The organism is Dyadobacter chenwenxiniae, assembly GCF_022869785.1.
GTDB classification, from domain to species: Bacteria; Bacteroidota; Bacteroidia; order Cytophagales; family Spirosomataceae; genus Dyadobacter; species Dyadobacter chenwenxiniae.
In genome coordinates this window covers 5,463,462-5,483,494 of the sequence record NZ_CP094997.1, presented here as the reverse complement: position 1 = coordinate 5,483,494, position 20,033 = coordinate 5,463,462, and the positions used below count along the sequence as shown (strand labels likewise).

The 20,033-nt window shown below is 44.4% G+C and carries 22 protein-coding genes and 1 pseudogene; 13 read left to right on the top strand and 10 right to left on the bottom strand.

Annotated features, from left to right (window positions below):
• Nucleotides 1–106: 106 nt before the first annotated feature.
• The gene (locus MUK70_RS23485; protein WP_234655353.1) at nt 107–1,018 is read right to left on the bottom strand and encodes a hypothetical protein; all 912 of its coding nucleotides are present in this window, start codon (nt 1,016–1,018) and stop codon (nt 107–109) included.
• On the bottom strand, nt 996–1,310 hold the full coding sequence (locus MUK70_RS23480; protein ID WP_234655352.1) for a hypothetical protein: 315 nt from the start codon (nt 1,308–1,310) through the stop codon (nt 996–998). Before MUK70_RS23480 ends, MUK70_RS23485 begins: the two co-directional genes overlap by 23 nt.
• Before the next feature lie 110 nt (nt 1,311–1,420).
• Here MUK70_RS23480 and rpmH point away from each other — a divergent pair, with 110 nt between their 5' ends.
• The 5 genes and pseudogenes from rpmH (at nt 1,421) to MUK70_RS23455 (ending at nt 5,175) form a co-directional block, all read left to right on the top strand.
• Entirely contained in the window at nt 1,421–1,579 is a 159-nt protein-coding gene (rpmH, locus tag MUK70_RS23475; protein ID WP_015813300.1) for a 50S ribosomal protein L34, read from the top strand.
• A gap of 98 nt (nt 1,580–1,677) precedes the next feature.
• Nucleotides 1,678–2,088 (top strand): ribonuclease P protein component, encoded by a 411-nt coding sequence (locus MUK70_RS23470; protein WP_244784510.1) that lies wholly within the window; start codon nt 1,678–1,680, stop codon nt 2,086–2,088.
• 13 nt (nt 2,089–2,101) lie between these two features.
• A pseudogene (locus MUK70_RS23465) lies at nt 2,102–3,756 on the top strand (S41 family peptidase).
• A gap of 111 nt (nt 3,757–3,867) precedes the next feature.
• Nucleotides 3,868–4,563 carry a tRNA (adenosine(37)-N6)-threonylcarbamoyltransferase complex dimerization subunit type 1 TsaB gene (gene tsaB / locus MUK70_RS23460; RefSeq protein WP_234655349.1) on the top strand — a complete coding sequence of 232 codons (696 nt, stop codon included), beginning with the start codon at nt 3,868–3,870 and terminating at the stop codon, nt 4,561–4,563.
• A gap of 75 nt (nt 4,564–4,638) precedes the next feature.
• A complete protein-coding gene (locus MUK70_RS23455; RefSeq protein ID WP_234655348.1) occupies nt 4,639–5,175 on the top strand; it encodes a DUF2480 family protein in 537 nt (178 codons plus the stop codon).
• Here the strand turns inward: MUK70_RS23455 and rnhB are convergent.
• The 4 genes from rnhB to MUK70_RS23435 are packed head-to-tail and all read right to left on the bottom strand — an operon-like array spanning nt 5,133 to nt 8,591.
• Complete coding sequence (gene rnhB / locus MUK70_RS23450; protein ID WP_234603573.1) at nt 5,133–5,762, bottom strand: ribonuclease HII; 630 nt, start codon at nt 5,760–5,762, stop codon at nt 5,133–5,135. The two genes, MUK70_RS23455 and rnhB, sit on opposite strands and share 43 nt — an antisense overlap.
• The gene (locus MUK70_RS23445; protein ID WP_234655347.1) at nt 5,762–6,781 is read right to left on the bottom strand and encodes a VWA domain-containing protein; all 1,020 of its coding nucleotides are present in this window, start codon (nt 6,779–6,781) and stop codon (nt 5,762–5,764) included. Before MUK70_RS23445 ends, rnhB begins: the two co-directional genes overlap by 1 nt.
• Before the next feature lie 8 nt (nt 6,782–6,789).
• Nucleotides 6,790–7,704 (bottom strand): hypothetical protein, encoded by a 915-nt coding sequence (locus tag MUK70_RS23440; RefSeq protein WP_234655346.1) that lies wholly within the window; start codon nt 7,702–7,704, stop codon nt 6,790–6,792.
• Nucleotides 7,704–8,591 carry a DUF58 domain-containing protein gene (locus MUK70_RS23435; RefSeq protein WP_234603569.1) on the bottom strand — a complete coding sequence of 296 codons (888 nt, stop codon included), beginning with the start codon at nt 8,589–8,591 and terminating at the stop codon, nt 7,704–7,706. Before MUK70_RS23435 ends, MUK70_RS23440 begins: the two co-directional genes overlap by 1 nt.
• 69 nt (nt 8,592–8,660) lie before the next feature.
• Here MUK70_RS23435 and MUK70_RS23430 point away from each other — a divergent pair, with 69 nt between their 5' ends.
• Together MUK70_RS23430 and MUK70_RS23425 are read left to right on the top strand one after the other, a co-directional pair.
• The gene (locus MUK70_RS23430; protein ID WP_234603568.1) at nt 8,661–9,035 is read left to right on the top strand and encodes a DUF4296 domain-containing protein; all 375 of its coding nucleotides are present in this window, start codon (nt 8,661–8,663) and stop codon (nt 9,033–9,035) included.
• Between the two features lie 34 nt (nt 9,036–9,069).
• Nucleotides 9,070–9,819, top strand: coding sequence for a polyprenol monophosphomannose synthase (locus tag MUK70_RS23425; protein WP_234603567.1), 750 nt, complete (start codon nt 9,070–9,072; stop codon nt 9,817–9,819).
• On the opposite strand, the gene MUK70_RS23420 is transcribed toward MUK70_RS23425, so the two are convergent.
• Nucleotides 9,782–10,990: a M20 metallopeptidase family protein gene (locus tag MUK70_RS23420; RefSeq protein WP_234655345.1), complete on the bottom strand. Its 1,209-nt coding sequence runs from the start codon at nt 10,988–10,990 to the stop codon at nt 9,782–9,784. The genes MUK70_RS23425 and MUK70_RS23420 overlap by 38 nt on opposite strands.
• Nucleotides 10,991–11,184: 194 nt before the next feature.
• Between MUK70_RS23420 and MUK70_RS23415 the strand changes: the two genes are divergently transcribed.
• The 5 genes from MUK70_RS23415 (at nt 11,185) to MUK70_RS23395 (ending at nt 15,613) form a co-directional block, all read left to right on the top strand.
• The gene (locus MUK70_RS23415; protein ID WP_234655344.1) at nt 11,185–12,066 is read left to right on the top strand and encodes a class I SAM-dependent methyltransferase; all 882 of its coding nucleotides are present in this window, start codon (nt 11,185–11,187) and stop codon (nt 12,064–12,066) included.
• A gap of 19 nt (nt 12,067–12,085) precedes the next feature.
• Nucleotides 12,086–13,021 carry a glycoside hydrolase family protein gene (locus MUK70_RS23410; RefSeq protein WP_234603565.1) on the top strand — a complete coding sequence of 312 codons (936 nt, stop codon included), beginning with the start codon at nt 12,086–12,088 and terminating at the stop codon, nt 13,019–13,021.
• Nucleotides 13,022–13,158: 137 nt separating this feature from the next.
• Complete coding sequence (locus MUK70_RS23405; protein ID WP_234616239.1) at nt 13,159–13,977, top strand: phytanoyl-CoA dioxygenase family protein; 819 nt, start codon at nt 13,159–13,161, stop codon at nt 13,975–13,977.
• A 2-nt stretch (nt 13,978–13,979) separates the two neighbouring features.
• The gene (locus MUK70_RS23400; RefSeq protein ID WP_234655343.1) at nt 13,980–14,804 is read left to right on the top strand and encodes a glycosyltransferase family 2 protein; all 825 of its coding nucleotides are present in this window, start codon (nt 13,980–13,982) and stop codon (nt 14,802–14,804) included.
• Between the two features lie 44 nt (nt 14,805–14,848).
• Nucleotides 14,849–15,613, top strand: coding sequence for a glycosyltransferase family 2 protein (locus MUK70_RS23395; RefSeq protein WP_234603563.1), 765 nt, complete (start codon nt 14,849–14,851; stop codon nt 15,611–15,613).
• 84 nt (nt 15,614–15,697) lie between these two features.
• Here MUK70_RS23395 and MUK70_RS23390 read toward each other — a convergent pair whose 3' ends face one another.
• From MUK70_RS23390 to MUK70_RS23380, 3 genes are read right to left on the bottom strand one after another with little or no spacing between them, the layout of a single operon-like run.
• Nucleotides 15,698–16,147, bottom strand: coding sequence for a hypothetical protein (locus MUK70_RS23390; protein WP_234603562.1), 450 nt, complete (start codon nt 16,145–16,147; stop codon nt 15,698–15,700).
• On the bottom strand, nt 16,147–17,307 hold the full coding sequence (locus MUK70_RS23385; protein WP_234655342.1) for a 1-deoxy-D-xylulose-5-phosphate reductoisomerase: 1,161 nt from the start codon (nt 17,305–17,307) through the stop codon (nt 16,147–16,149). The genes MUK70_RS23390 and MUK70_RS23385 overlap by 1 nt, the downstream gene beginning before the upstream one ends.
• 18 nt (nt 17,308–17,325) lie before the next feature.
• Nucleotides 17,326–18,828: a GH3 auxin-responsive promoter family protein gene (locus tag MUK70_RS23380; protein ID WP_234655341.1), complete on the bottom strand. Its 1,503-nt coding sequence runs from the start codon at nt 18,826–18,828 to the stop codon at nt 17,326–17,328.
• Nucleotides 18,829–19,003: 175 nt separating this feature from the next.
• Between MUK70_RS23380 and MUK70_RS23375 the strand changes: the two genes are divergently transcribed.
• Complete coding sequence (locus tag MUK70_RS23375) at nt 19,004–20,029, top strand: rod shape-determining protein (RefSeq protein WP_019946014.1); 1,026 nt, start codon at nt 19,004–19,006, stop codon at nt 20,027–20,029.
• The last annotated feature ends 4 nt before the right edge of the window (nt 20,030–20,033 follow it).

Sequence of the window (20,033 nt, the reverse complement as noted above, 5' to 3'; positions counted from 1 at the left end):
TGAATATATGCAATGTACACAGTATCAGTACAAATAAACGTACCAAATCTTAAAAAAGTTTAAGAAGATTTGGCAACAGCCTCTGAAAAGCCTGTTTTCTATGCCATTATAGAAATTGCAGAAACGATGTTCCGAATTTTACCGTGATCATGCCGCCATATTCTGCCTTATTGAAGCTGTCCTGACCTTTGGTGCGGAGGCTTAAAAACGGCGATATCCCGATTTTAACATTCGGACTGTCGGTCAAAGACGGATAAAAGAAGATCCAGGTTTCCAGCCGCAGGCGGTTCAGATTGCCAAATGGGCCGTTGTCTCCAATGTTTCCTGTGAAATCGTAATAAATGGTCGGAGAGTAACTGAAATTCCCCTTCCCTGGATAAATCTGCAACGAAAACGCAGGTGAAAAAACGGGCTGCACACTAGGCGGGTCCACAATAATGTCCGATGTTGTAACAAATCCTCCGGGATTAGGCGTATTGATCACACTGACCTCCGAAGCAGCATTCCAGTTATAAGCATAACGCAGCCGAAACTGAGGCGAAAACTGCGGCGCGCCGGATTGTCCTTTGGAGAAAAAACCCGCGTATTTCACTTCAAATGCATAAGAATCCGCTCCATTGCTCACTTCCGCATTGGGATTTGCGCTTGGGTAATATTTAAAATTGTCATGTCCATACTCGAACTGGCCCGTAAAGGAATGTCTGGAAATCCCGCCCGACTCCTGCGTGTTATCTTTTGTAAACTGTGCTGCCAGCACGCTTTTCCAGGTGGAAGTGAAGCGGTCAATTTGCAGCACATTTTCAGCTTCGTTTGTTAATGGCAAGCGGATGGATGGCCTTAATGTGAAGGTTTTGCCGCTTTGGATCTTTTCCCAACTCAACTCCGGCCCCGCCTCAATCAAGCCTTCTTTAATCGAGGTCGTGGCATTCACATACGGCGACACCTTTAATTTCACTTCCTGCGCCAGCGTCATCAACGGGCATAGGAGCAGCACACTATAAAAGTATATCTGTCTCATAATAACCGTCTTGTAATTTTAATGTTAAACTCTGATCCTCCGCAGTGCCGGGTAAGTCTATGCCAAGGTTAAAGGAAGCATTGCCGATGCCAACAACACGAACCTTAATCCGGACCTGGGCGATGGAAATGGTGCCGCTCCATATGCGTTTGTTGGTGCCGTCGGCCTGGATAACCTTTACACCATTGACGAATGCATAAAATAATGTGATTCCGCCGCTGACTGGCTCGAGCGTAAGTGTAAAGTCCCTGGTGGCATCCAGGGAGAGGGAGAGTGCCTTTTTCTTTAACATTAAATTTTAGTTTTTGATGAAATGTTTACTAATATAATTTTTTTATCTTACCTTTGCAAGCCCAAATTAGGGGTAGACAGAGATTTATAGCGCAATAATTTGATAATGAGATGAAACGTACCTTTCAACCATCGAATCGCAAGAGGAGAAACAAACACGGTTTCCGTGAAAGAATGTCCACTGCAAATGGGCGTAAAGTAGTAGCTGGCCGTCGCAAGAAAGGCCGTTGGAAACTGACAGTATCAGACGAAAAACGTCATAAGCAATAACAGAGGTTTGAAAGTTTTCGTAGAGGATGCTAGTCCTTTCATAGTCTGCTAAGTTTGAGTAATATCAAACTTAGCAGATACTTTTTTTCTACAAAAGCTTGAAAAAAACATTTGGTAAAAATGAACGCTTATGCAGCCCCCGATTAGTCGGACGGCTCTTTCAAAGAGGTAGCACGGAGGTCCAAACGTTCTACCTTTTTCCTTTTAGGGTGCTCTATATCATTGAAAAAGAGTCACCTCCCAAACTTCCTCAAGTCCTTTTTTCCGTTTCCAAAAAATCATTCAAACGCGCTGTTGACCGGAATCTTGTCCGTCGCCGCTGCCGTGAAGCTTACCGTTTGAACAAGGAATCGCTCCTCGCATTATCCACGGAATCAAGACCTTCCTACATTGCTTTTTTGTATCTTGCAAAAGAAATAACATCTTATGACGTTATTGAAACAGCCATGAAGCAATCGCTCAAAAGACTCGAAAAGTTGCCCCGCGCCGTTCAAAAAACCTTAATTTAATTCCTGAACATACATGAGAAAGTATCTTCGCTCCTTCTGGCTGGCCATTCCGGTGGTCGCAGGGATCGCCTTTGTTTCATTTAAGCAAGATGACCGCTTATTCGAAATCGCGCGTAACCTCGACATTTACGCCACATTGTTCAAGGAATTGAACGCGCTTATTATGTGGATGAAATCAATCCTAATCAACTCATTAAGACGAGTATAGACAATATGCTTCGCTCGCTGGACCCATACACGGTATATTATGCCGAGGATGACATTGAGGATTACATGACCATGACCACTGGAAAATACAACGGAATTGGCGCGATCATCAGCTCCGCCGAAGGCAAACATACGGTGATGATGGTTTATGAAGACACACCCGCTCAGAAAGCCGGACTGCAACTTGGCGACGAGATCGTTAAAATCAATGGTGTGGACATTTCAACTCGTGAGGATTTTGACACAGGCAAACTTTTAAAAGGACAAACCCAATCCAATGTCACACTTACTTTAAAACGTTACGGCAACACCAAACCGCTTGAAGTTTCACTGAACCGTGACATTGTAAAAGTGACCAATGTGCCTTATTACGGCATGATCAGTGAAGATGTAGGTTACATTGACCTGAAAGATTTCACTGCCACAGCTTCCCGCGAAGTGCGCAATGCATTTCAGGAATTGAAGGGAAAAGGAATGAAATCGGTCGTACTGGACTTGCGTGATAATCCGGGCGGCTTGCTGAATATGGCGATTGAAATTTCTAATATTTTCATTGCCAAAGGTGAAGAAATTGTTTCTACAAAAGGCAAAGTAAGCGAGTGGAACAAAACTTACACCGCTTACAATCCTGCGCTCGACACAGAAATCCCCGTTATCGTGCTGACGAACAACCGCAGCGCTTCGGCGGCAGAGATTGTCTCAGGTGTGATCCAGGATTATGACCGCGGCGTCCTGATCGGCCAGCGCACTTATGGAAAAGGGCTTGTGCAAACAACGCGTGACTTGTCATTCAACACCAAAATGAAGATTACAACCGCTAAATATTACATTCCAAGCGGCCGATGCATTCAGGCGATCGATTACAGTCATCGGAATGATGACGGAAGTGTTGGTAAAATCCCGGATTCGCTCATGACGGAATTCAAGACCAAAAACGGTCGCATTGTTTTTGACGGAGGCGGGATTTTGCCTGATATCCAGACTGAAAAAGAAACTTACTCGCCTTTGGCAACTTCCCTCGGCCGTAACCGTCTTTTCTTTGATTACGCTGTCAAATTTCACTTCGAGCATCCTACTATTAAACCGGCCAAAGAATTCAGCCTTTCGGATGCGGATTATGCGGCTTTTACCAAATGGCTTGGTGATAAAGAATACGATTACACCACGCAGGTTGAGCGGGATTTGAATGATCTGGAAGCTTCTGCCAAGAAGGAAAAATCTTTGGAAGTAATTGAAGATCAGCTGAAAGCATTGAAATCCAAACTTTCACACAGCAAGGATAACGACTTGCAAATTTTCAAACCAGAGATCAAAAAGATCCTGGAAGAAGAGATTATCAAGCATTATTATCTGGAAAAAGGTTTGAGAGAAGCCTCGTTTAAAGAAGATCCGGAGGTGAAGGCGGCGCTGGCATTGTTCAAAGAGCCGGCTCGTTATAATGATCTGTTAAAAAAGAAATAAGTTACTCGACTTGTCAGACTGAGCGGAGCCGAAGTCACATTCTGCACGTGACTTCGGCTCCGCTCAGTCTGACAAGTCAATTAGCTTTGTTGCCTTTGTTACTTCGTTTTTATGCTCCTACTAAGTATTGACACATCCATTCGCGGCTGCTCCGTGGCGGTCCACGAAAATTCCGTTTTACTAGCCAGCTACGACCTCCACACCGACCGATCGTCCTCGTCCATGCTGACAACACTGATGGAAAGTGCTGTTGCTCATGCAGGTTTTACATTGAATGATCTGGATGCAATTGCGGTGGCGAAGGGCCCCGGCTCTTACACAGGTTTACGTGTGGGCGTATCGTCCGCGAAAGGACTTTGTTATGCATTGGATAAGCCGATGATTGCGATTAATACATTGGAAGCGATGGCGTTACAACTTAACTCCTTTTATCCCGGGCATTTACTTTGTCCCATGATCGATGCGCGGAGAATGGAGGTCTATGCAGCTGTTTTCGACTCGACGAACAATTTCGTACAAGAGACGCAAGCGATCATTATGGATGAAAATTCATTCCAGGAGCTGCTTTCAGAACGTAAGATTGTCTTTTTTGGCGATGGTGCTGCGAAATGCCAAAAGTTGCTTGGCAATCATCCTAATGCTGTTTTCCCTAGAAGAGAAATTCGTCCGTCCGCGATAACAATTGGGGAGTTGGCTGCCAGGGCTTTTGAAAACCAACATTTCGAGGATGTGGCCACATTTGAGCCGTATTATTTGAAAGATTTCATGTCGCCGCCTTTCAAAAAATCCAGCTTGCCCGCTTTGTAAAATTTGATTTCTGTTTGGTTAAATAAACAAACTGCATCTTTTTCGTGTTAGCCTTTGAAGTAAAGCAAGATCAAAATGGAAACTGAGGAAATTGTAAACCGGGTTGCGGTTAGTGGCATTGTATCACTGGATTTGGAAGAATTGTATCATCCCGGCCAGCGCGTTTTATACGATATCAAGGATAATTTGTGGCAGGGAATGATCCTGAAAGAAAAGGATTTCAGAGAATTCCTGAAAACGCATGAATGGACGCAATATCAAGGCAAAAATGTCGCGATCATTTGTTCGGAAGATGCCATTGTGCCGACTTGGGCATATATGCTGCTGGCTGTTCAATTAGAGCCTTATGCCAATGCAGTTGTTTTTGGTGATCTGAATGTGTTGGAAGATAAACTGTTCGCAGAAGCAATCAGTAAGCTTAACATTAGCGAGTTTGAGGACAAACGGGTGGTTGTAAAAGGTTGCAGCAAGGTTAATGTTCCCATTTCCGCCTATGTTGAAATCAGCAGGTTGCTCAAACCTATCGTGCAAAGCTTAATGTTTGGCGAACCTTGCAGCACGGTTCCGCTTTATAAAAAACCTAAATCTTCTATTTCCTCTTCCATCGCCTGATCGCATTCTGGCTTTAATAACCTGAAAGTCATGCGGTGATATGGGCACGGGCCGTGTAAGCCAATGGCTTTTCGATGGTGAATGGTCGGGTAACCTACATTTGTTTCCCAGCCATAATGGGGGAATTGTCCTGAAAGTCTTGACATTAATTCATCTCGGTAATTTTTTGCCAAAACAGAGGCGGCAGCGATTGAAAAGTAATGCGCGTCGCCCTTGATGATGCATGTGTGCGGGATCATTGGATAGGGCGTGAAACGGTTGCCGTCCACCAACAAATGTTCCGGTTTCATGCGCAGTTTGTCCACCGCTCGGTGCATGGCCAGGAAGCTGGCTTTCAATATATTAATCTTATCAATTTCCAAATTATCGACTTCCGCAACAGCCCAGCAAATGGCCTCGCGGATAATGTCTTTTTCAAGATCCAGCCGCTGAATCTTCGTCAGCTGTTTGGAATCGGTGAGGTAGGAATGTGTAAAATCTCTTGGTAAAATAACTGCCGCAGCCACCACGGGACCAGCCAGACAACCTCTGCCCACCTCGTCCAGTCCAGCCTCAATCGCGTCAGAATTGTAATAGGGTTTCAGCATTAATCTTCCAGAATGTTTGCCATAAATGTACTCTTTGTTCCAATCGCAATCAGCAGGAACAACACTGCCCAATATAAATAAATCCTGTAAAAATCAGTAACGTCGCGGGAAACAACATCCCTGGATTTAACCTTTTCCAGCTGATCTATTTGTTTAAAAACACCTTCCAATGCACTGTTATCGGACGCACGGAAATATTTCCCATTTCCCAAACCCGCAATGTTTTTGAGCTCCGTTTCATCTACTAACGCATTGGAAACTGCTGCACTATCCGTGCGCATTGATTTTTTTTGCTTACCCACCGAAATGGTGTAAACCTTTACGCCGAATGCATTTGCCAATTGCGCCGATGTGGCAGGTCCTAAATTCCCGGAAGTGTTATCGCCGTCACTAATGAGAATAGCCACTTTGCTTTCTCCCGGCGTTTCGCGCATCCGGTTCACAGCAACAGCTAGCGCGCTGCCGATTGCCGTTCCAGCCGTCGGGACCATAGCAGGGCTTATTTCATCTAGAAACCCGTAAAGCAGTTCATAATCTGTGGTTAAAGGGCAAAGGGAAACGGCCTCACCTGCAAAAACGATCAGTCCGATCCTGTCTTGCAAACGGCCTTTGATAAATTGCCTTGCCACCAATTTCGCCGCTTCCAAACGATTGGGACTCAAATCCTTTTCCATCATTGAGTCCGAAATGTCCAGCAAAAGCATAATGTCAATTCCCTCTGAATATTGATCTGTTCGTTCAGAAATCACCTGGGGACGCGCCAGAGCCACCAGAATGAGGCCGATCCCAAGTCCAACCGAAACCGGCTGAACAAACCGCAGTAATGTCTGCCAATCGCGTGCACCCCTTACAGGGCTGTAACTGATCACCAAACGCTGCTTATGTTTCCTGTGCAACGCATTCCGAAGCAAGAAAAGGATGGGAATGAAGGGTAACAAATACAAAAAATACGGATACACCCATTCGTAAGACCGAAAGACCTCATAACCAAACCATTTCAATGAAAACCATTTTTCCATAAATCAGATTAAGCGACCGGCCTGTCGAGGATGAATTTTCTTTTATTGCGGTAAATCCGCGTTGCACCGCTTTTCAGGACTTCGAGCGATTGGGCCATATTTTTGGAAATCGCTTGACCGTAAATAATGCTGTCCATATTTTTCAATGCTTCGGCAAGGGCTTCGTCGGGCATGTTATCCACGATTTCCCGCGTTGTGTAAGTTGCAAAAGGCTTGTTTTCAAGTCTTTCCAAATAATTTTTCCAAACAATAATCGCCTTTTCCGCGTCCTTAATGTTATTCCTGTCCCGCGCATTCCGCATGAGGCGGTTGAAGGAGCGAATGTATTCCAAATGTCTGCGCTGCAATTTGATCAACTGCCATTGTTTGTAAATATCCTGTCCGAAAACCCAGTAAATGCTGCCGACAACACCGATAATCAGCGCAATGCTGCCCAGCAAAATAGAAAAATTGAATTCGCTGCTCAGCGGTAAAAGTGAAGTTTCGGGTTTTAAACGGGCATTTTTCACTTTTTCGACCACATTGCTTTTGATCAAAAAAACAGAATCCGGTTGTGTGAAAACAGCTGTGCAATCTTTTTTGTGAAAAACATAAACCGGCAAGCGGAGCGTCTGGACGTGCTCGACGTCGAATGACATGAGCTGATAAACTGCACTGTCCAAACTTCCCCGATCATCCGTGCTGGACGCAAATGCCAGTTTTGAAATGATTTCAAAAGGCGAAAAATCGTATAATGTGTCTGGGAAAAAAATTTCTGTATTGGGATTGTGCCGAACGCTGAGCGAGAAATAAACAGGTTTGCCGACTTCAATGCTGTCTGTCAGGAAAAGGCCCAATGGTTTTATTTTTTGTCCAAAACCTTTTGTTTGAAAAAGAATGATGGACAAAAACACAGCAAAAAACGCGGTTAATGATCTGGCCATTACGACGATGAATTGCTTTTCGTGTAACGTCTCACTTTAAACAAATGGATCAGCGCGGGCACATAATCTTCCTGCGTGTTAATTGAAATGTAGTCTGCGCGGTTTTGGTGACAAAGCCTTTCCAATTCTGAGCTTCGTTTGCTGAACCGGCTCGCCATTTCCTCTTTATATTGCTTGGAAGAAGTGTTAACCCAAACAGTGCTTTGCTTTTCGGCATCGTAAAGCGGAATAATGCCCAAGCCGGGCAAATTCACTTCTCTTGAATCATACAGATGAATGACGATCAGGTCGTGCTTGCGGGCTAATGCTTTGAGGTTATGCTGGTAATTATTGTCTATAAAATCGGAGATCAGAAAGATGAGACTTCTTCTTTTAACAACATTTAACGTTACCAAAATCGCCTCGGCAATGTTGGTTTTACTTGATTCGGGAATGAGTTTATAAAGTTCGGAAATGACGCCATAACCGTGTTTCATGCCGTCCGACGGGCGGATATAGCGTTCATTTTTATCCGAAAAACAAAGCAGACCAACTCTGGAAGCTTCCTGGATTGCAGATAGTGTGAGAACACCGCAAATCTCCTTTGCAATGTCAATTTTGAGCCTTTTTAGCTCTCCTACCTGCTGTGACGCGCTTACATCGAGCATGAAAAAGGCTGTTTGCTCTTTATCCTCTTTGAAAATTTTGACAAAAGTCCCGTGGCCTTTCGCAGAAGTGTTCCAGTCAATGGCGCGCACATCGTCGCCATATTGATAAAGCCGCAGGTCGTCGAATTCCAGACCTGAACCTTTGAAAACGGAGTGAAAATTGCCGTAACGCTCGCTGGTCACCGCTTTCCGCATGCGGATTTCATACTTTCTTAGCTTTCCAAGAAACTGTTCAAACATTAGTTTTGCGAAAAAATTATCACCTTTGTCATCCGGCGTATCTAAACAAAGATAGACATTTTGCGTTTTATGAGGTGTCCGACACTCAATTTCCCGAACGGAATAATCCGTTTTTTGCTCCTGACATTGCTGGTAACAAGCTGTGTAGAGGACGAAAAACCGCCCAAAGACACCATGAGCGAAGAGAAAATGGCAACGATCCTCACAGACATTCATTTGGCTGAGTCGCGGGTGAACCGTTTGCAACTACGGTCGCTTGATTCATCGCTGATGATCTTTAACAAGCTCAAAAGCGACATTTGGAAAAAATACAAAGTGGATACCGTGGCTTATCGCAAAAGCTACGATTATTACATGACCCGTCCGGAAACCATGACGCGGATCTATGAAAAAGTGAACAAGAATGTGGAGATCCGGGAGAAAACCAATAATATTAAGCTCTGAAAATCACACATTTAATTTAACCCTATCACCAGTTGTGAATAATAGTATTGTAGTAATTCCCACCTACAACGAGATCGAGAATGTCGAGGCCATCATACGAAAAGTATTTAGCTTAACTCAACCATTTCACGTGCTTATCATCGACGACGGTTCCCCCGACGGCACGGCGGCCATTGTCAAAGGTCTGATGAAAGAATACGAAGGCTCGTTGCATTTGGTTGAAAGAAAGGGGAAGTTGGGTCTCGGAACGGCATACATTCATGGCTTCAAATGGGCGATGGAGCGCGGTTATGAATATATTTTTGAAATGGATGCGGACTTTTCGCACCCGCCGGAAGATCTGATTCGCCTGCATCATGCCTGCGCCGTGGAAGGTCACGACGTGGCGATCGGCTCGCGTTACATTACGGGGGTGAATGTTGTTAACTGGCCCATTAACAGGGTTTTGATGTCCTATTTTGCAGGATATTATGTGCGAATGATAACAGGAATGCAGATCATGGACCCGACTGCCGGATTTATCTGCTACACGAGCAAAGTGCTTAAGACGATCAATCTGGACAACATTCGTTTTATCGGTTATGCGTTTCAGATTGAAATGAAATTCAACTCCTGGAAATACGGCTTCGACATTGTGGAAGTGCCCATCATTTTCACAGATAGAACCAAAGGCGCTTCCAAAATGTCAAAAGGAATTTTCAAAGAAGCGATCCTTGGTGTGATCACATTGAAAGTCAACAGCTTTTTTAAGCGTTATATCCCGCATGGGTCAGCTCAGAAATAGCCAGCCAGGACATTAATCCGGTCGAAATTTCCAATGCACTTTCATCAATGTCAAATGTGGGCGTGTGCACCCCTGAAATGATTCCGCGCTCCTCGTTACGCGTTCCTAATCGGTAAAAACACGAATCCACAACCTGCGAATAGAATGCGAAGTCTTCACCTGCCATCCAAAGATCAAGGTCAATGACGTTTTCGGCGCCAATGTAATTTGTGGCTGCGCTTCTGACACGTCTGGTAAGTTCAGGATGATTTTTGAGGAAAGGGTAACCTTTTACAATCTCAAATTCGCAGCTTCCACCCATGGCTTCGGCAATGTTCTCAGCCATTTTTTTCATTCTGCGTAAGCCATCTTCCCGCCATTCTTCATCCATGCAACGCCATGTTCCTTGAATGGTCACTTCGTTTGGAATAACATTGGTTACGCCATCCGCAATAAATCTTCCAAAAGAAAGCACGGCAGGATTTGCAGGATTGCGGTTGCGGCTGATGATCTGCTGCAATGCAACAATGATATGCGAAGCCATTAAAACGGGATCAACCAACTGATGCGGAGCCGCTGCGTGACCGCCTTTTCCTTTTACAGTTAAGTAAAGTTCGTCGGTGCTGGCCATGTACATCCCTTCACGGAAGCCGATTTTACCAACGGGAATGTTTGGCGCAACGTGCTGGCCGACCATACTCGCCGGTCTTGGGTTTTCCAAAACACCTTCCTTAATCATTAATGAAGCCCCGCCCGGTGCTTTCTCCTCGGCAGGCTGAAAAACCAGCTTAATAGTCCCTTCAAATTCTTCTTTCAATTGATTCAAAATCCTTGCAGTTCCCAGCAGCGAAGATGTGTGCACATCGTGTCCGCAAGCATGCATCACGCCCGGAACGGTTGATTTGTAAGGAACATCATTGGCTTCCAGAATCGGAAGTGCGTCCATATCTGCACGCAAGCCGACCACGCGTTTCGCAGGATTTCTGCCTTCAATGATCGCTACAACACCGGTTCCTGCAACGCCTTCTTCAGGCTGTAAACCAATGGCCGTAAGTTCGGCGGCTACATATTTGGCTGTTTTATATTCTTCAAAAGATAATTCAGGGTTGCTGTGTAAATGGCGGCGGTGCGCTATAATATCGGCTGATTGATCTTTGGCGAGGGCTTTTATTTTTTCTTGCAGCTGAGACATAATTCAATGAAAATCTATTCTGAGAGACTGTTAGCATTCAAATCTTTCAAAGGTAAGAATAATTAGATTGGCGTGCGGCAGTCCGGAAACAAGACAAATGTGCCGCCCTTTTGGTAATAAGCGGGTTGATATTGAATGTTGTTCAAAAGAAAAAAGTAATTTTGACCAGATATATATCAATCAGCCAAGCACAAATGAATCAAAAGGAGTTTTTAGAATCGTTGGTTTGTCCGCTTACAGGAACCGCACTAACAATAGCAGAAGACGGAAAATCACTGAAAAGTGAAGACGGAACAATATATGAAATTGGCGACACGGGCATTGTCAATATGCTCTATCCCAAAGAGTTGTTGCCAGAAGATGCGCGTGAGCAATATTTGTATGACCAAGCATTTCTTCGCTATGACAAAGGTGTTTCCTGGGTTTTTGAAACATTGAATCATTCGGATGAAGCTTCTACGAGGCAGTTTTTCATTGACCTGATGGAATTGAAGCCGGGCATGAAAGCGTTGGAAGTTGGTGCCGGAACGGGTAAAGACTCATCATTGATTTTAGACCGCGTAAGACCAGGCGGAACAGCAGTTCTGTCCGATCTTTCTCCAAATATGTTGAAACTAGCGCAGGAAAAACTTTCAACGGAAGATGTTAATGTGCATTATTTCCTTGGAAACGGTTCTTACCTGCCATTCCCTGACGATACTTTTGATGCTGTTTTTCATTTTGGAGGCATTAATACATTCTCTGAAAGAAAACGCGCATTCGATGAGCTTACCCGCGTTGTTCGCCCAGGCGGAAAAGTGGTTGTAGGCGACGAAAGCATTGCGCCTTGGTTACGCAACACGCCTACTTACGCTACATTATTAAAAGCCAATCCGCTTTTCCGTGCCGAAGTGCCTCTGGAAGACGTTCCTGCCAACATTGAGAATTTCAAATTGCATTATGTGTTTGGAAATGCTTTTTATGTGATGGAATACAGGGTTACAGCAAATGCTCCGGAAGTGGACATCGACTTGCCGATTCCAGGCAAGGATTTCGTAGACAACTGGCGTTTACGCGCTGAAAAGGCGGTTGATTAATCAATAACATTATCATTACATGTGGGTTAAAAAAGGAGTTATATATAAGCCGGACGGAACATTGCCGCACAGTTTGTCACACGCGCAAGTTCCGTTTGCATATAAGCACGAAGATTTTTTACGCATATATTTTTCGTCAAGAGACAAAGACGGCCAGTCGCGCCCGACATTCATTGATGTAGATTACGACGATCCCAAAAAGATCCTTTACATCCACGACAAGCCTATTTTGGAACTGGGCGGGCCGGGAGAATATGATGAGACCGGCGCGATGCCTTCCTGGTTTGTGAACCGTCCAAATGGCGACATTTGGCTTTATTATACCGGCTGGAACCGCACCTGGAATTCGTACAGACTTTCAATGGGACTGGCTGTCAGCACGGATGGTGGCATATCGTTCAAAAAAATGTTTGTAGGCCCAATTATGGACCGCAGCATTCAAAACCCGCTTTGGGCTGCACAACCTTCTGTTTTGATCGACGACGACGGCACCTGGCGGATGTGGTATATTTCAGGACACAAATGCGAATACATTCACGATTATCCTGAGCCTTATTACAGAGGCCAATCCGCAACGAGCAAGGATGGGATTCGTTGGGAAATCAGTGACATTCCTGCGCTTGACTTTGACGATTTTCTGCATGCAGTAGGCCGTCCGAGCGTTTTCAAGGAGGATGGGATTTACAAAATGTACTATTCTTACCGCCACACGCGTGATTATCGCACGGATCGCAATCAGAGTTATAGACTTGGATATGCGGAATCAGTGGATGGTACAAATTGGGAGCGTAAGGATAACTTGGTAGGAATTGCAAAATCTGATAATCCCGAGGATTTTGATTATCAAATGATCGATTATGCGAACTTTTACCAGCATAACGGCAAGAAATATCTGCTTTACAATGGCAATGGCTTTGGTGCTGCCGGATTTGCTTACGCGGTCTGGGAGGACTAAGATCTGCTTAAAAGGCAACAAAAGTCATTTATTTGATTTCAACAGAAACATAAATTTGAGAACTTATTCAGAGCCGGTTACATTATCTGACTGATTAGGTTCTCAATTTTTTTCAAACCACATAAAGTGTCATACAAATGAGCACACTGCAGGAACAATTCAACAATGACGGCTATGTCCTTTTAAGAGATTTTTTGGACAAAGACGTTGTCAATAACATCTATACGGACGCAAGAAAAATATTCGCAACCCAAATCAAGCATGTCACCGGTAAAACGCCGGATATCGACAACCGCGACGAGTTTGAGAATGCAATGTTTGAGTTTTTTGAAAAAGACTTCAATGCGTTTGTGAACACAGGAAAAACGGTTCAGCATACATTTTCGCTGCACAAACTGGGACTTGATCCAAAAATTGAAGACATCCTAAAACAAGTAGGTCTTTCCAGCCCGATCATCGGCGCGAGAGCCGCAATGCAGTTTAACAGCCGTTTCTTGTCAAAAGACGGCAGCAAACACTGGAAACTGGACGCGCACCAGGACTGGCGCACAGGCCAGGGCTCGCTGGACAGCACCGTAATCTGGTTCCCAATGGTTGACGCCGGCGCGGATATCGGCGCTTTGCAAGTAATTCCAGGCAGCCACAAAATCGGTTTACAGGAATCAACCACATCAGGTTACCAGGGCGGAATAACGTCATCATTAAAAGAAGAGGATTTTGTTCAAACCGAATTCAAAGTCGGCGACATTCTCGTCTTCTCTGCGTTCCTGATCCATCAATCCGGCAACAACATTACCAACAACATCCGCTGGTCTGTACAACTCCGCTACAACAACCTGGACGAGCCCACATTCATAGAAAGAGGCTATCCAATGGCATACATTTACAAGCCGGAAACTGAGCTTGTAACGCCAAATTTCCCAAGTGTGGAGCAATTGAAAGAGGTTTTTAGCTGAAAATGAAACTTTCCGTTTGCGTTCCTGCATTTAATCATGAAAACTACATTAAGCAGATGCTTGATGGGGCTTTGATGCAGGTTACGAATTTTGATTTTGAGATTGTGATTGGGGATGATGCTTCTACGGATGCGACACCTGCTATTATCCGGGAATATCAAGAGAAAAACCCGGGAACGATTCGGGCATTTTTGCATTCTGAAAATCAGGGGCCTAAGGAGCCGCGGGAGTTTGCGGGGCGGAATAATGTGCTGCAACTGTTGAAAGCTTGTAAAGGCGAATATGTGGCCATGTGTGAGGGTGATGACTATTGGACTGATCCGTTGAAACTGCAAAAACAAGTTGACTTTCTTGATGCGAATCCGGAATTTGCTATATCCCATCATAATGTTCTGGTGACCTACGAAGATGGGTCGCCAGAACATTTTTTTAATGCTCCGGATCAAAAATTAGTCTCGACTATTGAAGATATTTTGGAAGACAAGTGGTTTATGGCGACTGCAAGTTGGGTTTATAGGAATCATTTTCTCCAAAACGACTTTGCAGACTGGCATGCAAAAGCGGCAGCGGGCGACTGGGCGGTGATTATTCAGCTGGCGGCGCAAGGCAAAATTGGTTATTTCCCTGAGCCTATGGGTGTGTATCGCAAGCATAGCGCGGGGCTTAGCAATGTTCACTCGAATACAAATCAGAAATTTTGGCAGAACAGGCGGGATATGTTTGAGAATGTCAATAGATGGCTGGACCATAAATATGATCCAATCGTCTCAAAGACATTGGCGCGCTACGACGAGCAGCTATCCTTATTTGAAAAAATTGGCAGTTAGAATTAATAATCTTTAATTTGTACTGTTCTCAACAACTGCAATCCATGAAGCTAAGCGTCGTAATACCAGCATATAATGAGGAGGAATCGATTACACACACTCTGACATCGCTGCACCAAACATTAAATAAATACAATATTCCGCACGAAATCTGCGTCACAAACGATAATTCCAAAGACGGAACACTTCGTGTGCTGGACGAACTATCCCTTCAAATCCCAACATTGGTTTACTACACAAATCCTGGCCCTAACGGCTTCGGTTATGCCGTAAGATATGGATTAGAGCGCTTCAAAGGTGATTGTGTCGCTGTTTTCATGGCTGATATGTCCGATGATCCGGAGGATTTGGTAAAATATTATTACAAAATGCTGGACGGTGATTATGATTGTGTTTTTGGATCCAGATGGGAAAAAGGCGGAAAAGTGGTCGATTATCCGGCGTTGAAAAAAGTAATCAACCGGGTTGCGAATTTTATTGTAAAGATGGTGATGGGCATCAAATACAATGACACAACCAACGCTTTTAAACTCTATAAAAGAGAAACTATCGATGGAATAAAGCCGTTTCTGGCGCCTCACTTCAATCTGACTATTGAACTTCCCCTGAAAGCAATGGTGCGCGGCTACAATTATGCTGTTGTGCCGAATAGCTGGACAAATCGCAAATACGGCGAATCTAAGTTGAAAATTAAAGAAATGGGAAGCCGCTACTTCTTCATTTTAATGTATTGCCTTATTGAAAAATACTTCTCACAAGGCGATTTCATGAAGAAATCCACTGCTCCGAAGAAGGAAGTCAGCCGCTGAGGATCAGCCGCTGAGGATCAGCCGCTGATCCTCAGGCGCTAAACGTTAGCCGCTATTCGTTAGCCGGTGGCCGTCACACGCAATTTATTTGATCCATTCCTGGATAAAAGTCATTTTATGCGCAATGTAAGAAATGGCTAACCCCCAAATGATAGCGCTTGTGGACATCCACAAGAAAATCGACGCGCGCGGCACTTTGAAAGCGACTGCTAAGATTGGCCCGAAAAGTGGCGTAAACAATGGTGGCGTAAGAAACGCAATGCCTATGATGCCAAAACGCTTCCAGATATTTACTGCAATGCGATTAGTCCGACTGAATTTCTTCGGCGGTGTTTTTCTCCTCTTTTTGATAAAATCCTGAATTGCGCCGCCTACATAAGTGAGAATTAGCACGCTGAACATCATGCCTATTGCTGAGCATATGGCTGTTTCAATCCAGGTTAATTTCAATACAACGCCTGCAATGGGGCCGCCGAAAAATTTTAGCGTGCTGGCAAGCGCTACTGATAAGTATTTTAGAAAGGTGGTTTTCATTAAACTTTTACCTGAATCAGTTCGGAAGCAAAACGCCTTGTCGCCTCATTTGTTTGAACGTAATCGGAATACGTCGGGGTGGAAATGTAGGATATTTTGGCAAGGCTTTCAATGATAAGATCAGAAATTTCAAGAAATCCGATCTTACCCCGAAGAAACGCTTCTACCGCAATTTCATTGGCCGCATTGATAATGCAGGCTGCATTTCCTCCTTTTTCCAACACTTCATAAGCAATGGCAAGGTTCCTGAAAGTGTCAAGATCCGGCTTTTCGAAGGTTAAGGAGGGATAATCGGTAAAATTAAACCTGGGGAAGGCCGATTTCAGACGGGCCGGATAACGCAAGGCGTATTGGATCGGGAGTTTCATATCAGGCAGCCCCATTTGCGCTTTGATGCTGCCGTCTTCGAATTGCACAAGCGAGTGGATAATGCTTTGCGGGTGAACGATGACGTCTATCTGTGACGCTTCTAGATCAAATAACCATTTGGCCTCGATCACTTCCAGGCCTTTGTTCATCAGCGTAGCCGAATCAATGGTAATTTTTGCGCCCATGCTCCAATTCGGATGCTTTAATGCTTGCTCCTTGGTAACATTGGCCAGATATGCACGGTCTTTGCCACGAAACGGCCCGCCAGAGGCGGTTAATATGATCTTTTCGATCTTATTCGCCTCTTCCCCAACCAGGCATTGGAAAATGGCAGAATGCTCAGAGTCGACCGGATAAATGTTGACGCCGTATTGTTTTGCAAGTCCTGTTATGAGTTCTCCCGCCACAACCAGCGTTTCTTTATTAGCCAGTGCAATGTCCTTTCCTGCTTTAATGGCGTGAATGGTTGGCAAAAGGCCTGCATAACCGACCATTGCCGTAAGCACCGTGTCAATATCATCCGTTTCCACAACGGAAACCAATGCTTCAATGCCACTATAAACCTTAATGTGATAGGCTGAGAGTGCAGATTTTACCTTTTCAAGAAGCTTTTTATTGCCGATAACCACTTCTTTTGGCAGAAACTTCACTGCCTGTTCGATCAGCAGATCTGCATTATCCTGCGCAGTAAGAACGGTAACCGAAAAAATCTCAGGATTCGCTTCAATCACTTCCAATGCCTGCGTCCCGATCGAACCCGTTGATCCTAGAATCGCTATATTTTTTTTCATCCTGATGCTTAGGTTAAATTACTGCCGGTTAATGTTGATCAGCTCGTCCGCAATTTTTCGGTCGTTCGCCAGTCTCGGCACTTTGTTCTGGCCGCCTAGTTTGCCATTGGCGCGCATAAAGTCTATAAACGAGTTTTTACGCAAGGGCACCAATTCCAATGTTTTCAAAATGCTGCCTTTGATCAAATCCTTATAATAGATGTTGAGTTCGGTAAGCCTTCTATCAATGTCGGCCACGAATTGTTCCTTGTTATTAGGCTCAACAGCGAATTCCACTAACCATTCATGATAAGGAAGCCCTCCATTTTCCGAATTTACCATAGGCGCAACCGTAAACTCGATCACCTCGACCTCCGGATGCCGTTCCATCGCATAACGCAAGGCTTTTTCAATCTCTTCACCAATCACGTGCTCGCCAAATGCAGATATGAAATGCTTGATCCTTCCCGTAACCAGAATTTTATAAGGATTTAACGAGACAAACCTGACTGTGTCGCCCAGCGAATAACCCCATAAACCAGCATTGTTATTAACGATCACCGCATAGTTCTGGCCAATTTCAACCTCACCGATGGATAACCGCTTTGGTTTTTCGTCAAAAAAGTTTTCAACAGGAATAAATTCGTAGAAAATCCCGGTGTCCAAGAGCAGAAGCAAGCCGTCGTCTTGCTGGGAATTTTGGTAGGCAAAAAATCCTTCGGAAGCAGGGTAGAGCTCAATCGAGTCAATTCGTTTGCCGATGGATTCGAACAATTTGGCCCTGTAAGGCTCAAAATTGACGCCCCCGTAAATGAAAAGTGAAAAATCAGGAAAAACGTCTTTGATTTTTTTGCCTGTTCTTTCGGTAATCTTGTCGAAATACATCTGCACCCAGGGCGGAATGCCTGAGATCAATGACATGGGCTGATCGAGCGTTTCGTCGATGATTTTGTCCAATTTCGTCTCCCAATCTTCAATGCAGTTGGTTTCGTAACTCGGCATCTGGTTTGATTTCAGGTAACCCGGCACGTGGTGATTGGAAATACCTGACAACCGCCCTGTCAGTACGCCGCCGGTCTCTGTCAGCACCGGGCTTCCTGATAGAAAAATGAGCTTTTTATCAAGAAACTGCGCTTTTTTTGTCTCCGCTATATACGTCAAAATGGCATTACGGGCGGAGTCAATATGGTTTGAAATCGAGTCCCTGGAAATGGGAATATATTTTGTCCCGGATGTTGTGCCTGACGTTTTGGCAAAATATAGTGGTTTTCCTGGCCAGAGAATGTCTTCTTCACCGTTTTTGACCTTATCAATATAAATATGAAGGTCTTCATAATCATGAACCGGCACCGCTTCCCGGAAGTCGGAATAGGAGTTAATGTCTTTGAAAAAATGGTCTTTCCCGAACTGCGTATGCAAGGCTTTTTTTACCAAATCCTTCCTCCATTTTTCCTGCACTTCGACGCTTCGTGAGATCCAATCTTGTTGTTGCTGTACGATGTATCGAGCCAGCGGCTCACTCAATAGTGCTCTGATTCCCATAGTAAAAACAAAGGTACACAGGTTTTGTAAATTCTATTCTACAACGCGTCGTAACAGCCGTTTTCAGGGCTAAAACGGCCATATGCCGAAATTTTTTAAATGCCTTTGTTTGTGGTTAATAATCTGTAATTTTGCCATCCTGAAATCAAAGTGAGCGAAAATTTTAAAAAAATATATGGGATTGTTTGATTTTTTGACGAGCGATATAGCGATCGATTTGGGTACTGCCAATACCCTCATCATCCATAAAGATACAGTAGTTGTTGACGAGCCTTCGATCATTGCCATGGACAAAACCACAGGCAAAGTTTTGGCTATCGGACACACAGCTATGCAAATGCATGAGAAGACCAACGAGAATATCAAAACAATCCGCCCACTTAAAGACGGTGTAATTGCCGACTTTACTGCTGCTGAAATGATGATTCGTGGTATGATCAAAATGATCGATACCGGCAGCCGTTTTTTTACGCCTTCACACCGCATGGTAGTTTGCATTCCTTCGGGGATTACAGAGGTTGAAAAACGTGCGGTTAAGGACTCATGCGAGCATGCCGGCGCAAAGGAAGTATACATGGTTCACGAGCCGATCGCAGCTGCTATCGGGATCGGGATTGACATTACACAGCCTAATGGTGTCATGATCGTCGATATCGGCGGCGGAACGACTGAAATCGCTGTTATAGCATTATCCGGGATTGTTTGTGAGCAGTCAGTGCGCATTGCAGGTGATGTATTTACGAGAGATATTGTGGATTATATGCGTCGTGAGCACAATTTGCTGATCGGCGAGCGCTCTGCTGAGTTAATTAAAATGGCCATTGGTTCTGCTTCTCCTGAACTGGAAATTCCATTGGACGATTACCAGATCCGTGGACGTGACTTAATGACCGGAATTCCGAAAGAAATACGCGTTACTTATAGCGAAATCGCGTATTCTCTTGATAAGTCTATCTCAAAAATCGAGGAAGGTGTCATGAAGGCACTTGAAATTTCTCCACCTGAACTTTCAGCGGATATTTTCAAAAATGGTATTTATCTAACTGGCGGAGGGGCACTTATTCACGGCCTTGACCGACGTATTGCACAAAAAACCAAACTTCCTGTACACATTGCAGATGATCCGTTAAAGGCTGTTGTAAAAGGCACAGGAGAAGTCCTCAAAAATCTTGAATTATACAAGCCTGTACTGATTTCGTAGTATT

What these genes read in the sequence shown, in the direction of transcription:
- MUK70_RS23445 (WP_234655347.1), bottom strand. Translation starts at nt 6,781, where the DNA reads ATGGAAAAATGGTTTTCATTGAAATGGTTTGGTTATGAGGTCTTTCGG.
- MUK70_RS23485 (WP_234655353.1), bottom strand. Translation starts at nt 1,018, where the DNA reads ATGAGACAGATATACTTTTATAGTGTGCTGCTCCTATGCCCGTTGATG.
- rpmH (WP_015813300.1), top strand. Translation starts at nt 1,421, where the DNA reads ATGAAACGTACCTTTCAACCATCGAATCGCAAGAGGAGAAACAAACAC.
- tsaB (WP_234655349.1), top strand. Translation starts at nt 3,868, where the DNA reads ATGCTCCTACTAAGTATTGACACATCCATTCGCGGCTGCTCCGTGGCG.
- MUK70_RS23375 (WP_019946014.1), top strand. Translation starts at nt 19,004, where the DNA reads ATGGGATTGTTTGATTTTTTGACGAGCGATATAGCGATCGATTTGGGT.
- MUK70_RS23415 (WP_234655344.1), top strand. Translation starts at nt 11,185, where the DNA reads ATGAATCAAAAGGAGTTTTTAGAATCGTTGGTTTGTCCGCTTACAGGA.
- MUK70_RS23440 (WP_234655346.1), bottom strand. Translation starts at nt 7,704, where the DNA reads ATGGCCAGATCATTAACCGCGTTTTTTGCTGTGTTTTTGTCCATCATT.
- MUK70_RS23430 (WP_234603568.1), top strand. Translation starts at nt 8,661, where the DNA reads ATGAGGTGTCCGACACTCAATTTCCCGAACGGAATAATCCGTTTTTTG.
- MUK70_RS23395 (WP_234603563.1), top strand. Translation starts at nt 14,849, where the DNA reads ATGAAGCTAAGCGTCGTAATACCAGCATATAATGAGGAGGAATCGATT.
- MUK70_RS23385 (WP_234655342.1), bottom strand. Translation starts at nt 17,307, where the DNA reads ATGAAAAAAAATATAGCGATTCTAGGATCAACGGGTTCGATCGGGACG.
- MUK70_RS23455 (WP_234655348.1), top strand. Translation starts at nt 4,639, where the DNA reads ATGGAAACTGAGGAAATTGTAAACCGGGTTGCGGTTAGTGGCATTGTA.
- MUK70_RS23400 (WP_234655343.1), top strand. Translation starts at nt 13,980, where the DNA reads ATGAAACTTTCCGTTTGCGTTCCTGCATTTAATCATGAAAACTACATT.
- rnhB (WP_234603573.1), bottom strand. Translation starts at nt 5,762, where the DNA reads ATGCTGAAACCCTATTACAATTCTGACGCGATTGAGGCTGGACTGGAC.
- MUK70_RS23435 (WP_234603569.1), bottom strand. Translation starts at nt 8,591, where the DNA reads ATGTTTGAACAGTTTCTTGGAAAGCTAAGAAAGTATGAAATCCGCATG.
- MUK70_RS23480 (WP_234655352.1), bottom strand. Translation starts at nt 1,310, where the DNA reads ATGTTAAAGAAAAAGGCACTCTCCCTCTCCCTGGATGCCACCAGGGAC.
- MUK70_RS23410 (WP_234603565.1), top strand. Translation starts at nt 12,086, where the DNA reads ATGTGGGTTAAAAAAGGAGTTATATATAAGCCGGACGGAACATTGCCG.
- MUK70_RS23380 (WP_234655341.1), bottom strand. Translation starts at nt 18,828, where the DNA reads ATGGGAATCAGAGCACTATTGAGTGAGCCGCTGGCTCGATACATCGTA.
- MUK70_RS23420 (WP_234655345.1), bottom strand. Translation starts at nt 10,990, where the DNA reads ATGTCTCAGCTGCAAGAAAAAATAAAAGCCCTCGCCAAAGATCAATCA.
- MUK70_RS23405 (WP_234616239.1), top strand. Translation starts at nt 13,159, where the DNA reads ATGAGCACACTGCAGGAACAATTCAACAATGACGGCTATGTCCTTTTA.
- MUK70_RS23390 (WP_234603562.1), bottom strand. Translation starts at nt 16,147, where the DNA reads ATGAAAACCACCTTTCTAAAATACTTATCAGTAGCGCTTGCCAGCACG.